Origin of the sequence: Nocardioides caldifontis, from assembly GCF_008087345.1 — a bacterium.
In the GTDB taxonomy this organism is placed as follows: domain Bacteria; phylum Actinomycetota; class Actinomycetes; order Propionibacteriales; family Nocardioidaceae; genus Marmoricola_A; species Marmoricola_A caldifontis.
In genome coordinates, this window is record NZ_VHIB01000013.1 from 68,454 (window position 1) to 81,200 (window position 12,747).

The 12,747-nt window shown below is 72.0% G+C and carries 12 protein-coding genes; 6 read left to right on the top strand and 6 right to left on the bottom strand.

Translation table 11 applies throughout. The annotated features are described in order from the left end of the window. Nucleotides 1-23: 23 nt before the first annotated feature. From FIP57_RS19405 to FIP57_RS19420, 4 genes are all read right to left on the bottom strand, one after another. The gene (locus tag FIP57_RS19405) at nt 24-560 is read right to left on the bottom strand and encodes a TasA family protein (RefSeq protein WP_148575212.1); all 537 of its coding nucleotides are present in this window, start codon (nt 558-560) and stop codon (nt 24-26) included. A 146-nt stretch (nt 561-706) separates the two neighbouring features. Beyond that, nucleotides 707-3,706, bottom strand: a complete 3,000-nt coding sequence (locus tag FIP57_RS19410; protein WP_148575213.1) for a bifunctional [glutamine synthetase] adenylyltransferase/[glutamine synthetase]-adenylyl-L-tyrosine phosphorylase — start codon at nt 3,704-3,706, stop codon at nt 707-709. Nucleotides 3,707-3,722: 16 nt separating this feature from the next. Next, a complete protein-coding gene (locus tag FIP57_RS19415) occupies nt 3,723-5,060 on the bottom strand; it encodes a glutamine synthetase family protein (RefSeq protein WP_148575214.1) in 1,338 nt (445 codons plus the stop codon). A 31-nt stretch (nt 5,061-5,091) separates the two neighbouring features. Beyond that, a complete protein-coding gene (locus tag FIP57_RS19420) occupies nt 5,092-7,137 on the bottom strand; it encodes an NAD(+) synthase (RefSeq protein WP_148575215.1) in 2,046 nt (681 codons plus the stop codon). A gap of 26 nt (nt 7,138-7,163) precedes the next feature. Here FIP57_RS19420 and FIP57_RS19425 point away from each other — a divergent pair, with 26 nt between their 5' ends. Then, nucleotides 7,164-7,766 carry a GNAT family N-acetyltransferase gene (locus FIP57_RS19425; protein ID WP_238993601.1) on the top strand — a complete coding sequence of 201 codons (603 nt, stop codon included), beginning with the start codon at nt 7,164-7,166 and terminating at the stop codon, nt 7,764-7,766. Continuing rightward, nucleotides 7,763-8,629 carry a 3-methyl-2-oxobutanoate hydroxymethyltransferase gene (panB, locus tag FIP57_RS19430; protein WP_148575216.1) on the top strand — a complete coding sequence of 289 codons (867 nt, stop codon included), beginning with the start codon at nt 7,763-7,765 and terminating at the stop codon, nt 8,627-8,629. Before FIP57_RS19425 ends, panB begins: the two co-directional genes overlap by 4 nt. On the opposite strand, the gene FIP57_RS19435 is transcribed toward panB, so the two are convergent. Continuing rightward, on the bottom strand, nt 8,626-8,913 hold the full coding sequence (locus FIP57_RS19435; protein ID WP_148575217.1) for a hypothetical protein: 288 nt from the start codon (nt 8,911-8,913) through the stop codon (nt 8,626-8,628). The genes panB and FIP57_RS19435 overlap by 4 nt on opposite strands. A 224-nt stretch (nt 8,914-9,137) precedes the next feature. Here FIP57_RS19435 and FIP57_RS19440 point away from each other — a divergent pair, with 224 nt between their 5' ends. Continuing rightward, the gene (locus FIP57_RS19440) at nt 9,138-9,764 is read left to right on the top strand and encodes a sensor histidine kinase (RefSeq protein WP_148575218.1); all 627 of its coding nucleotides are present in this window, start codon (nt 9,138-9,140) and stop codon (nt 9,762-9,764) included. A 94-nt stretch (nt 9,765-9,858) separates the two neighbouring features. Continuing rightward, entirely contained in the window at nt 9,859-10,071 is a 213-nt protein-coding gene (locus FIP57_RS19445) for a hypothetical protein (RefSeq protein WP_148575219.1), read from the top strand. A gap of 21 nt (nt 10,072-10,092) precedes the next feature. Here the strand turns inward: FIP57_RS19445 and FIP57_RS19450 are convergent, their stop codons facing one another. Then, complete coding sequence (locus tag FIP57_RS19450) at nt 10,093-10,293, bottom strand: hypothetical protein (protein WP_148575220.1); 201 nt, start codon at nt 10,291-10,293, stop codon at nt 10,093-10,095. Between the two features lie 55 nt (nt 10,294-10,348). Between FIP57_RS19450 and FIP57_RS19455 the strand changes: the two genes are divergently transcribed. Beyond that, on the top strand, nt 10,349-10,969 hold the full coding sequence (locus FIP57_RS19455) for an L-threonylcarbamoyladenylate synthase (protein WP_148575221.1): 621 nt from the start codon (nt 10,349-10,351) through the stop codon (nt 10,967-10,969). A 24-nt stretch (nt 10,970-10,993) separates the two neighbouring features. Then, on the top strand, nt 10,994-12,730 hold the full coding sequence (locus FIP57_RS19460; protein ID WP_148575222.1) for an alpha-glucosidase: 1,737 nt from the start codon (nt 10,994-10,996) through the stop codon (nt 12,728-12,730). Nucleotides 12,731-12,747 lie beyond the last annotated feature (17 nt).

Genomic DNA, 12,747 nt, shown 5'->3' on the forward strand with positions numbered 1-12,747 from the left:
TCCGTCTGCCGTCGGCGTGTGGGTCAGCGCTGGTCGGTGCTGGTGGCGTCGGTCTGCACCGAGCTCCAGGTGTAGGTGGCGCCGGCCGTCTTGCCCTGGTCGCTGTTCGGGGTGCTCGCGGCGAGGGTGACGGCGAACTTGTACTCGGTCGCGACGCCCGGCTCGACGGCGCCGAGGTCCTTGGCGAGGCCGTCCTCGAGGCCACCGAAGGTTCCGCTGTAGACCTGGGTGCCGGCGGTGGTGTTGGTGATCGTCAGCGACAGGTTGCTGCCGGTGAAGGTGTTGGTCGACGCGGTCTCGGTCAGCATGAATTTCGCCGGGAGCGAGCCGGTGTTGGTGACCTTGAGGTACCCGTTGAGGGTGTCGCCCGGCTTCATGTCCTTGAGGTCGAAGATCGCCTTGTCGGCCTTCGAGTTCGACTGCGACAGGGTGCCGGAGGCCACCGTGGAGAGGGTGTTGCCGGAGGTGGAGGTGAAGGTCGCGCCCGAGCCCACGGCGACCGCGCCGGCGGCGAGGAGGGTGGCGAGCGGGACGAGGACCTTGCGGCGGTTGGCGGCCATGGTGGCTCCTGGTTCAGGGGTGCGATCTGGGGCGATCTGAGTTGGTTTGTTGTTGACCTCAACGCTAGGAGCCGCCCGACCACGACAGCTCCACACGGAGAACAACCGATCCCCACAGCTCGGTAACAGGAACGAGCAGCCGGGGATCAGCCCCAGAACAGCCGCTCCACGACCGACCGGGCCCGTCGCGTGCACCGCAGGTAGTCGTTGACCAGGGCGTCGGTCTCCCCCGCCTCGTACCCCATCAGCGCGGCCGTCGTCGCCAGCTCGCGGGTGTCGCGAGGCAGCTGGTCGAGCGGCTTGCCGCGGACCAGCGTGAGCGCGTTGCGCACCCGGCTGACCAGCCGCCAGGCCGCGGCCATCACCTCCGCGTCCGCCTGCTCCAGCAGCCCGGCCCCGGCCGCCACCTCCAGGGCCCGCAGCGTCTCGGTGGTCCGCAGCTCGGGGTGCGACCCGGCGTGGCGCATCTGCAGCAGCTGGACCGTCCACTCGATGTCGGAGAGCCCGCCCCTGCCCAGCTTGAGGTGGGTCGCCGGGTCGGCCCCGCGCGGCAGCCGCTCGTCGTCGACCCGGGCCTTGATCCGGCGCACCTCGCGCACGTCGGCCTCGCCGAGCCCGTCGGCCGGGTAGCGGAGCGGGTCGATCATCGCCACGAACGCCTTGCCGAGCTGCTCGTCGCCGATGACGGCCTCGGCCCGGAGCAACGCCTGGGCCTCCCAGACGGCCGACCAGCGGGCGTAGTAGCCGGCGTAGGAGTCGAGGGTGCGGACCAGCGGCCCCTGCTTGCCCTCGGGCCGCAGGTCGGCGTCGACGACGAGCGGCGGGTCGGACCCTGCGGCGCCGAGCAGCGAGCGGAGCTCGTTGGCGACGGCCTGTGCGCCCCGCGCCGCCTCCTGCGGGTCGGCCCCCGGCAGCGGCTCGTGGACGAACATGACGTCGGCGTCGCTGGCGTAGCTGGTCTCGTGGCCGCCGAGCCGCCCCATCGAGACCACGGCGATGCGCGTGGCCACCGGCCGGCCGCGGTCGGACTCGACGGCCCGGACCGCCACGGCCAGCGCGGCCTCGAGCGTCGCGCAGGTGAGGTCGGTGAGCGCCCGCCCGACGGCCTCGACCTCGAGGAGGCCGGAGAGGTCGGCGGCGGCGACGCGCAAGAGCTCGCGGCGCCGGATCGCGCGGATCTGCCGGATCGCGGTGGCCCGGTCGTCCTGGCGCTGCCAGCTGGCCGACATCTCGGCGAGCAGCTCGTCCCGGCCACGGACGACGAGCTCGTCGCTGGCCAGCAGCTTGACCCCGGCGGGCTCGCGCTGGAGCAGGTCGGTGGCGAACCGGCTGCTGCCGAGCACCACGGCCATGCGCTCCGCGACCTCGCCCTCGTCGCGGAGCAGCGCGAGGTACCAGTGCGTCCGCCCGAGCGCCTCGCTGATCCGGCGGAAGCCGAGGAGCGCGGCGTCCGGGTCGGCGGTGTCGGCGAACCACTCGAGCATCACCGGCAGCAGCGTCCGCTGGATCGCCGCGGTCCGCGAGACCCCGCTGGTGAGCGCCTCGAGGTGGCGCAGCGCCGCGTCGGGGTCGAGGTAGCCGAGGGCGGCGAGCCGGGTCCGCGCCGCCTCGGGGGTCAGCCGGGCCGCCTCCCCCGGGATCCGCGCCACCGACTCCAGCAGCGGCCGGTAGAAGAGCTTCTCGTGGAGCCGCCGGACCTCGCGGCGGTGGTGGCGCAGCACCCGCTCGAGCTCGTCGACCGGCTCCTTGAGGTAGCCCAGCGACCTGCCCAGCCTGCGCAGCGCCACCTCGTCGTCGGGCAGGACGTGGGTGCGGCGCAGCTGGTGCAGCTGCATCCGGTGCTCGACGGTGCGCAGGAACCGGTAGGCGTCGTGGAGGGAGGCCCCGTCGTCCCGGCCGACGTACCCCCGGGCGGTGAGCTCGGCGAGGGCGGAGAGGGTGGTGGGCTGACGGATGCCGTCGTCGTACCGGCCGTGGACCATCTGGAGGAGCTGGACGGCGAACTCGACGTCGCGGAGCCCGCCGCTGCCGAGCTTGATCTGCCGCTCGGCGTCCTTCGCCGGGATGTGCGCGACGACGCGGCGCCGCATCGCCTGCACCTCGGGGACGAATCCCTCGCGCTCGGCGGCCTGCCAGACCATCGGGGCGATCGAGCGGGCGTATTCGCGGCCGAGCTCGAGGTCACCGGCGACCGGTCGCGCCTTCAGCAGCGCCTGGAACTCCCACGTCTTCGCCCAGCGCTCGTAGTAGCCGACGTGGCTGGCCAGCGTCCGCACCAGCGGCCCGGCCTTGCCCTCGGGCCGCAGCGCGGCGTCGACCGGCCAGATCGTCCCCTCGCCGGTGTGGTCGGAGCAGACCTTCATGAGGTTCGAGGCGAGCTTCGTGCCGACCCGCACCGCCTCCTGCTCGTCGTGGCCCTCGGCGGGCTCGGCGACGAAGACGACGTCGACGTCGCTGACGTAGTTGAGCTCGTGGCCCCCGCACTTGCCCATCGCGATGACCGCCAGCCGGCACCCCGAGGCACGCTCGCCGACCCGGGCGCGGGCCACTGCGAGGGCCGCCTCCAGCGTCGCGGCGGCGAGGTCGGAGAGCTCGGCGGCCACGTCGTCGACGCCCAGCTCGTGGGCGAGGTCGCGGGAGGCGAGCCGGAGCAGCAGCCGGCGGTACTCGACCCGGAGCCGGTCGACGGCCTCGGCGTCCGACAGGGTGGCGACGGGGTCCTGGTCGTCCGGGTCGGCACCGACGGCGCGGAGCAGCTCGCCGCGCAGCCAGTACGCCGCGGGGCGGGTGCTGCCCAGCGTCGGGTCGGTGAGCTCCGCCCACTGCTCGGGGTGGCGGAGCAGGTGCTGGCCGAGCGCCACGCTCGCGCCGAGGACGGTCAGCAGCCGCATCGCCGTGCCCTCGTCGTCGGCGAGGGCTTCGAGGAACCGCTGCCGGGCGTCCGCGCCGTCGCGCTGCTCGATGCGCTCGGCCAGCTCGACGAGCCGCCCGGCCGCCGCGTCCGGGTCCGTGGTCCGGGCGAGCAGCGCCAGCAGCCGGCCGGCGTCACCGTCGAGCCGCTCGAGGAGCTGCTCGGCCCGCTCCACGTCGACGAACCCCTGCCGGAAGAGCTGGGTCCGGCGGGAGGGACGGGCCTCGGGGCTCACGGCGGCCTCCGGTCCGTCAGATGACGGGGAGCATCTGGTCGCGCTCCCAGGCGGAGACCTGGCCGCGGTAGGCCTCCCACTCCGCCCGCTTGTTGCGCAGGAAGAAGTCGTAGACGCGCTCCCCCAGCGTCTCGGCGAGGAGCTCGCTCTCCTCCATCACGTTGATCGCCTCGTAGAGCGTCTTCGGCAGCGGCTGGATCCCCATCGACCGGCGCTCGCGGTCGGTCAGCGACCAGACGTCGTCCTCGGCCTCGGGCGGGAGCTCGTAGCCCTCCTCGATCCCCTTCATCCCGGCCGCGAGGATCACCGCGAAGGCGAGGTAGGGGTTGCAGGCCGCGTCGATCGTGCGCAGCTCGACGCGGGTCGACTGCCCCTTGTTGGGCTTGTACATCGGCACCCGGACCAGGGCCGAGCGGTTGTTGTGGCCCCAGCAGATGTACGACGGCGCCTCGCCGCCGCCGATCAGCCGCTTGTAGGAGTTCACCCACTGGTTGGTGACGGCGGTGATCTCGGAGGCGTGGTGGAGCAGCCCGGCGATGAACTGCCGGCCGCTCTTAGAGAGCTGGTACTGCGCGCCGGCCTCGAAGAACGCGTTGCGGTCGCCCTCGAAGAGCGACACGTGCGTGTGCATCCCCGACCCCGGGTGGGTGGTGAACGGCTTCGGCATGAAGCTCGCCCACATCCCCTGGCCCAGCGCGACCTCACGGACCACCGTGCGGAAGGTCATGATGTTGTCCGCCGTGGTGAGCGCGTCGGCGTAGCGGAGGTCGATCTCCTGCTGGCCCGGCCCGCCCTCGTGGTGGCTGAACTCCACCGAGATGCCCATCTGCTCGAGCATCGTGATCGCCTCGCGGCGGAAGTCGGAGCCCTTGCTGGTGGCGGTGTGGTCGAAGAACCCGCTGCGGTCGACGGGCACCGGCTCGACGCCCGACTCCGGCTGGTCCTTGAACAGGTAGAACTCGATCTCGGGGTGGGTGTAGAAGGTGTAGCCCTTCGACGCCGCCTCCGACAGGATGCGCTTCAGCACGTGGCGCGGGTCGGCGTACGACGGAGAGCCGTCCGGCATGACGATGTCGCAGAACATCCGCGCCGTGGCGGGGTACTCCCCCCGCCACGGCAGGATCTGGAAGGTGCCGGGGTCGGGCTTGGCGAGCATGTCGGCCTCGTAGACGCGGGCGAACCCCTCGATCGCCGAGCCGTCGAAACCGATCCCCTCGGCGAACGCCCCCTCGAGCTCCGCGGGGGCCACGGCCACCGACTTGAGGAAGCCGAGCACGTCGGTGAACCACAGCCGCACGAAGCGGACGTCACGCTCCTCGAGAGCCCGGAGCACGAAGTCTTCCTGCTTGCCCATGGGGGTCACTATCCCGTATGCGCCGTCGCGGTCACGCGCCGGGCACGTTGCGCTCGATGTCCTCCAGCCAGACCCGGGCGTTGCCGTCCGACGGCGCCCGCCAGTCGCCGCGCGGCGACAGCGAGCCACCGGCCGCGACCTTGGGCCCGTTGGGCAGCGCGCTGCGCTTGAACTGGCTGAACGCGAAGAACCGCTGCACGAAGACGACGAGCCAGCGGCGGATCTCCGCGAGGTCGTACGCCGTCCGCCGCTCGTCGGGGAACCCGGGCGGCCACTCCCCCCGGTCCACGTCGCTCCACGCGTGCATCGCGAGGAACGCGATCTTGCTGGGCCGGTAGCCGTAGCGCAGCGTGAAGTAGAGGTTGAAGTCCTGCAGCGAGTAGGGGCCGATCGACTCCTCGGTGTCCTGCTCGAGCTCCTCGCCCTTCGACGGCACCAGCTCGGGGGTGATCTTCTGCTCGAGGATCGCCCGGAGGATCTCGTTGGTCTGCTCCTCGAAGAGCTGCTCGGAGATCACCCACCGGATCAGGTGCTGGATCAGCGTCTTCGGGACGCCGGTGTTCACCGCGTAGTGGGACATCTGGTCACCGACGCCGTAGGTGCACCAGCCCAGCGCGAGCTCGGAGAGGTCGCCGGTGCCGAGCACGATCCCGCCGCGCTGGTTGGCCAGCCGGAAGAGGTAGTCGGTGCGCAGCCCCGCCTGGACGTTCTCGAACGTCACGTCGTAGACCGGCTCGCCCTTGGCGAACGGGTGGCCCATGTCCTCCAGCATCTGCTGGGCCGCCGGCTTGATGTCGATCTCCTCGAAGCTGATGCCCAGGCTCTCGGCCAGCCGGGTGGCGTTGGACTTGGTCCTCTCGCCGGTGGCGAACCCCGGCATGGTGAAGCCGAGGATGTCGCTGCGCGGCCGGCCGAGCCGGTCCATCGCGCGGGCGGCGACGATGAGGGCGTGCGTCGAGTCGAGCCCGCCCGAGACGCCGATGACGACCTTGGGGTTGCCGATCGCCCGGAGTCGTTGCTCGAGCCCGGAGACCTGGATGTTGTAGGCCTCGTAGCAGTCGAGCGCGAGCCGCGCGGGGTCGTCGGGGACGAACGGGAACCGGTCCACCTTGCGGAGCAGCCCGAGGTCGCCCGACGGCGGGTCGAGGGTGAACTCCACCGTGCGGAACTCAGCGACCCGGCTCTCGTGGGTGCGCCGGTTGTCGTCGAAGGTCCCCATGCGGATGCGCTCCATCCGGAGCCGGTCGAGGTCGACGTCGGCGACGGAGCGGCGGGAGCCCTGCGGGAACCGCTCGGTCTCGGCGAGGAGATCGCCGACCTCCCAGATCATCGTCTGGCCGTCCCACGACAGGTCGGTCGTCGACTCGCCCTCGCCGCCGGCGGCGTACGCGTAGGCCGCGAGGCAGCGCTGGCTGGTGCCCCTGCAGAGCAGCTTGCGGTCCTCGGCGCGGGCCACCGTGATCGGGCTGCCGGAAAGGTTGGTCAGGACGGTGGCCCCGGCGAGCGCCGCCTCGCAGCTCGGCGGCACCGGGATCCACATGTCCTCGCACACCTCGACGTGGAGGACCAGCCCCGGCACGTCGGTCGCCGAGAACAGGAGGTCGGGGCCGAACGGGACCCTGCGCCCGTCGAGGGTGATGGTCTGCCCGCGGCGGTCGTCGCCGGGCGCGTACCAGCGCCGCTCGTAGAACTCGCGGTAGGTCGGCAGGTAGGACTTCGGGGCCACGCCCAGCACCTCGCCGCCCTTGATCACCACCGCGCAGTTGTAGACCCGGTTGCCGTCGACCAGCGGCGCGCCCACGACGAGCACGGGGGTCAGCGTGCGGCTCGCTTCCGCGATCGTGGTGATCGCCGCCCGGACCGCGTCCTGCAACGGCTCCTGGAGGACCAGGTCCTCCAGGGAGTAGCCGGTCAGGCAGAGCTCGGGGAAGATCGCGACGGCCACGCCCTCGTCGTGGCAGGCGCGCGCCTCCTCGAGCACCGCGGCCGCGTTGGTCTCGGGGTCCGCGATCGAGATCGGAAGCGTGCAGGCGGCGATGCGGGCGAAGCCGTGGCGGTAGGCCGAGGTGAAGTCCACGGGAGGATCCTCTCAGGGAGGTTGCGTTGACAAACCTGGTGACGAGCCTGGTCACGCCGCGGCTGCGGCTGCGCAGCTGGACCGACGACGACCTCGAGCCGATGGTGGCGATCTGCACCGACCCGGAGGTGATGCGGTTCTTCCCGCGGCCGAACACCCGCGACGAGGTCGTCGCCCTGCTCGACCGGCAGCGCCGCCGGCTGGCCGCCGGCGAGCCGGGGCTCTTCGCCGCCGAGCGGCTCGAGGACGGGCGGCTGCTCGGGTTCGTCGGCCTCGCCCGGCCCTCGTTCGAGGCACCCTTCATCCCCTGTGTCGAGGTGGGGTGGCGGCTGGGTCGCGACGCCTGGGGCCACGGCTACGCGACCGAGGCGGCGCGGGCCGCGGTGGAGCACGGCTTCACGACGCTGGGGCTCGACGAGCTCGTCTCGTTCACCTCCGTCGGGCACGACCGATCCCGGGCCGTGATGCGCCGCCTCGGCATGCACCACGACCCGGCCGACGACTTCGACCACCCACGGCTGGCCGAGGGCCACCCGTTGCGCCGCCACGTGCTCTACCGGTTGCGTCGCGAGGAGTGGCGCTCGACACAGGATCCCGCACCCGCGCCCGGGGCTAGCCTGGAGCGATGAGCGACCAGCCCGCGCCGTACGGCGGTGTCCCGTCCGCGTCGACCGACCAGCCGAGCTCTGCTCCGGCCCGCAAGAAGGTGCGGATCCCCCACCTGCGCGAGATGAAGCAGCGCGGCGAGAAGTGGGCGATGCTCACCGCCTACGACATGTACACCGCCGCGACGTTCGACGAGGCCGGAATCCCGGTGCTGCTCGTCGGGGACTCGGCGTCCAACAACGTCTACGGCAACGAGACGTCCCTGCCGGTCACCGTCGACGAGCTGATCCCGCTGACCCGTGCGGTGGCACGGTCGGCGAAGCACGCCCTGGTGGTGGCCGACCTGCCGTTCGGCTCCTACCAGGCCTCGCCCGAGCAGGCGTTCCACACCGCGGTGCGGTTCATGAAGGAGGCCGGGGCGCACTGCGTGAAGCTCGAGGGCGGCGCGGAGATGGCGCCCCAGATCGAGCTGCTCACCCGTGGCGGGGTGCCGGTCATGGCGCACATCGGGTTCACGCCACAGTCGGAGCACAACCTCGGCGGCTACCGCATCCAGGGTCGCGGCGCAGGCGCGGAGAAGCTGCTCGCCGACGCCAAGGCGGTGGAGGCCGCGGGAGCCTTCGCGGTGGTCATGGAGATGGTGCCGGGCGACGTGGCGGCGGAGGTCACGGCAGAGCTCGCGATCCCCACCATCGGCATCGGCGCCGGTGCCGGCTGCGACGCGCAGGTGCTGGTCTGGCAGGACATGCTCGGGCTGCGCACCGGCAGGCTCCCCCGTTTCGTCAAGCAGTACGCCGACCTCCACGGCGTCATGGTCGAGGCCGCCCGTGCCTACGCGGCCGACGTCGCCGCCGGCACCTTCCCCGGCCCGGAGCACACCTTCTAGGCGTTCCAGTCGAGCAGCACGTCCCCGGCCATCACGGTCGCGAACCAGACCACGACCATCACGACCGGCAGGGCGGCGACGCGCCACGGGTGGGCCATGAACCACCGGACGCCGACCCCGAAGAGCACCAGCCAGACGAGGGCGAGCAGCACCACGCCGTACCACGGGGCGACGAGGCCCGAGGCGAGGACGAGGAACAGCACGCAGGCCATCCCGCCCATCCCCAGGAACGACCCGAGCACCTGCCGGGCGTCGGTCCGGCCCGGCTCGGGCGAGCTGCTCACACGTGCTCCTCAGACGTCGGGGACCGGCGTCCCGGCTGGACGTTGGACAGGGACGAGCACCCGAAGGGTCCCGGCTTAGACAGGACTTGGCAAGCCGCCCCACGCCCTTACGCTCGAAGGCGGGTGATGGGATCTCGGGCGATGCCACGGCACCTGTCGTCACCGTTGCCTGCGCAGCGGCGACCTGGGTGCCGGGCCCCGAGAGGGGTTCTCGAGGGGCATCAATGCGTGAAGGCTCGCCGGACGGGGCGCCAGGTGACCGGCTGACCTCCTTCTGCAACGACCTGCGTTCACACATCGCGGCCGCGGCGACGCTCGCGTCGCCCCGCGAGGCTGACGAGCAGCTGCCCGAAGCGGTGCGTCATCGGCTCGCGTTGCTGAGGGAGCAGCTCGCCGTGCTCTCGGCGCTGGTGTCGGCCCAGCTGCCGGAGCAGGCATCGGCGCGCGTGCGCACGGACGTGACCGAGCTCGTCGAGGCGTCAGCGCGCACCGTCGGCATCGCGCACGGCGTCGAGGTCGAGGTCCGGACGAAGGGCAGGGCCGTGGTGCACGCGGAGCCGACCTCGCTCCGGCGTGCGATCGTCAACGTCCTGGCGAACGCTGCTCGGGCCTCGGTCGCAGGGCCGGTGGTGGTGCGGGTCCGTCACGAGCGCGGCACGGCGCTCGTCGAGGTGGACGACGACGGGCCGGGGTTCGGCGAGATCGAAGGCGGACTCGGCCTCGGCCTCCGCCAGGCCGAACAGGCGGTCCGGGCGGCGGGAGGTCGGGTGAGCATCGGCCGCTCTCCGCGGGGCGGAACCCTCGTCCGGCTCGTGCTTCCGACTAAGGGCGTTTCGCGAACCGTTTCGTGACAGCTCCCGGCGACGGCCGGGAGCCCCCTGACGCGGGTTTGGCGGGAGGTGGTGGAGGCACGCTCACAGGGAACCGACCACGAGGGAGGACGGCATGGACGACGGCACGGACGACACGGGGACCACGGCCAGCTCGGGGCGCGAGAAGCGCGACGTCGAGCTCGACGCCGCGGCGAAGGCGATCAGCAAGGACGTCTCGGAGGACAGCGACGAGCAGGAGCCGACGACCGAGGACTCCGGTCCGATGACGCCGACGGTGGACAGCGTGACCGAGGCGAATGCCGAGGGGGTCAACCCCGACAAGTGAGCGGCGCGGGCGCCGGTCCGGTCAGCTCGAGGAGGGCGCCGGGCCGGCCTCGTCGTTCCAGTCAGGGTCGTTGTCCCACGCCTCGTTGCGCTCGGCGACCTTCTCCAGCGCGCGGCTCGCCTCCTCGGCGGACGGGTAAGGACCGAGCCGGTCGGCGGCCTTGCAACCGTCGGGGCCTTCCACGGCCTTGTGCTTGAGGCAGTACCAGTACTCCTCTGCCATCACCCGGTCCTTCCGTCCCGACGACTGTCCGTGAGCGAACCTACACTCGCCAGGCATGAGCCGCTTCTACGACGTGCACCCCGTCGACCCGCAGCCCCGGACCATCGCCCAGGTCGCCGCGATGCTCCGCGAGGACGCGCTGGTCGCCTACCCGACCGACTCCGGCTACGCGCTCGGTTGCCGGTTGGAGAGTCGGACGGGGCCGGAGCGGATCCGCAGGATCCGGCAGCTCGACGACCGCCACGACTTCACGCTCGTGTGCGCCGACTTCGCCCAGCTGGGCCAGCTGGTGCACCTCAGCAACGCGGCGTTCCGCGCGGTCAAGGCCGCGACCCCGGGGCCCTACACGTTCATCCTCCCGGCGACCAAGGAGGTCCCCCGCCGGCTCGCCCACCCGAAGAAGCGCACCGTCGGCGTCAGGATCCCCGAGCACCCGGTGGTCAAGGCGCTGCTGCGGGAGATGGGTGAGCCGCTTCTCTCCAGCACCCTGATCCTCCCGGGCGCGGAGGAGGCGATGAGCGACGGCTGGCAGATCAAGGAGACGCTCGACCACGAGCTCGACGTGGTGATCGACGCCGGTGACTGCATCCCCGACCCGACCACCGTCGTCGACTGGTCCGACGCCTCCCCGGAGGTCGTCCGCGTCGGGGCCGGCGACCCGACCCGCTTCGAGTAGGACCGATCGGGGAAGGTCGGTGGCGTGACGACCCAGAGCAGCCGCCCGACGTACGACCCCTGGTGGAAGGCCGCGGTCGTCTACCAGGTCTATCCGCGCAGCTTCGCGGACTCCGACGGCGACGGTGTCGGCGACCTGCGTGGCGTGATCGAGCACCTCGACCACATCGCCGGGCTGGGCTGCGACGTCGTCTGGCTCTCGCCGGTCTACCGGTCGCCGCAGGACGACAACGGCTACGACATCAGCGACTACCAGGACATCGACCCGACGTTCGGCACCCTCGCCGACCTCGACGAGCTGGTCGACCAGCTGCACCGCCGCGGGATGCGGCTGGTGATGGACCTGGTGGTCAACCACACCTCCGACGAGCACCCCTGGTTCGTCGAGTCCCGTGCTGACCGCACGAACCCGAAGGCGGACTGGTACGTCTGGCGGGACCCCCGGCCCGGCACCGTCGGCGGCACACCGGGGGCCGAGCCCAACAACTGGGGCTCGGTCTTCTCCGGACGGGCCTGGGAGTGGGTCCCCGAGCGGGGTCAGTACTACCTCCACCTGTTCTCCCGGAAGCAGCCCGACCTCGACTGGGAGAACCCGGACGTACGCGCGGCCGTGCACTCGATGATGCGTTGGTGGCTCGACCGCGGTGTCGACGGCTTCCGGATGGACGTCATCAACGTGATCTCGAAGCCGGCCGGGCTCCCGGACGGGCCGGTCGACGCCACCGGGCTCGGCGCCGGGCTGTCGAGCTGCGTGCACGGGCCCCGGCTCGAGGAGTTCCTGGCGGAGATGAAGCGCGAGGTCTTCGACCCTCGTCCCGGCACCTACCTGCTGGTCGGCGAGGCGCCCGGCGCCACCCCGGAGCAGGGACTGCGGCTGACCGACCGGGAGACCGGGTCGGTGAGCATGGTGTTCCAGTTCGAGCACGTGGACCTCGACCACGAAGGGTCCAAGTGGCGGCCGCGGCCGATGCCGCTGACCGTCCTCAAGCATTCGTTGGGGCGCTGGCAGGAGCAGCTCGGCGAACGCGGGTGGAACAGCCTGTACTTCTCCAACCACGACCAGCCCCGGCCGGTCTCCCGTTGGGGCAACGACCGGGTCGAGGGCGACCGCGCGTGGTGGCGCGAGTCGGCGACGGCGCTGGCCACCGTGCTCCACCTGCAGCGCGGCACTCCGTTCGTCTACCAGGGCGAGGAGCTCGGGATGACGAATGCGCCGTTCGCCTCGGTCGAGGAGCTGCGCGACATCGAGTCGCTGAACCACTACCGCGTCGCTGTGGACGAGGTGGGGCAGGACCCGGAGGAGGTCCTGGACGCCATCCGGCGGATCGGCCGCGACAACGCGCGGACCCCGGTCCAGTGGACGTCCGGCCCCCACGCCGGGTTCACCACCGGGACGCCCTGGATCGACGTGAACCCCAACCACCGGTGGCTCAACGCCGAGGCGCAGGTCGGCGACCCGACGTCGGTGTACTCCTACTACCGCGCCCTCGTCGAGCTCCGGCACGGCAACCCCGTCGTGGTCGACGGATCGTTCACGATGCTCGAGCCCGACCACCCGCGGCTCTACGCCTACCGGCGCACCTTGGGTGACCGGTGGGTCGAGGTGCTCGTCAACTGGTCCGACGAGCCCCTGACGCTCCCCTCGACCGTCGTACGCCCGGACGGGGAGCTGCTCCTCGCGAACCTGCCGGAGCGGGCGGCCGACCCGGCGCACGCGGGCGAGCTGGCGCCCTGGGAGGCCCGGGTGCTCGGCAGCCGGTGACGCCCGACCGGTGGACC

What these genes read in the sequence shown, in the direction of transcription:
- FIP57_RS19405 (WP_148575212.1), bottom strand. Translation starts at nt 560, where the DNA reads ATGGCCGCCAACCGCCGCAAGGTCCTCGTCCCGCTCGCCACCCTCCTC.
- FIP57_RS19415 (WP_148575214.1), bottom strand. Translation starts at nt 5,060, where the DNA reads ATGGGCAAGCAGGAAGACTTCGTGCTCCGGGCTCTCGAGGAGCGTGAC.
- panB (WP_148575216.1), top strand. Translation starts at nt 7,763, where the DNA reads ATGAGCGACCAGCCCGCGCCGTACGGCGGTGTCCCGTCCGCGTCGACC.
- FIP57_RS19440 (WP_148575218.1), top strand. Translation starts at nt 9,138, where the DNA reads ATGCGTGAAGGCTCGCCGGACGGGGCGCCAGGTGACCGGCTGACCTCC.
- FIP57_RS19445 (WP_148575219.1), top strand. Translation starts at nt 9,859, where the DNA reads ATGGACGACGGCACGGACGACACGGGGACCACGGCCAGCTCGGGGCGC.
- FIP57_RS19450 (WP_148575220.1), bottom strand. Translation starts at nt 10,293, where the DNA reads ATGGCAGAGGAGTACTGGTACTGCCTCAAGCACAAGGCCGTGGAAGGC.
- FIP57_RS19455 (WP_148575221.1), top strand. Translation starts at nt 10,349, where the DNA reads ATGAGCCGCTTCTACGACGTGCACCCCGTCGACCCGCAGCCCCGGACC.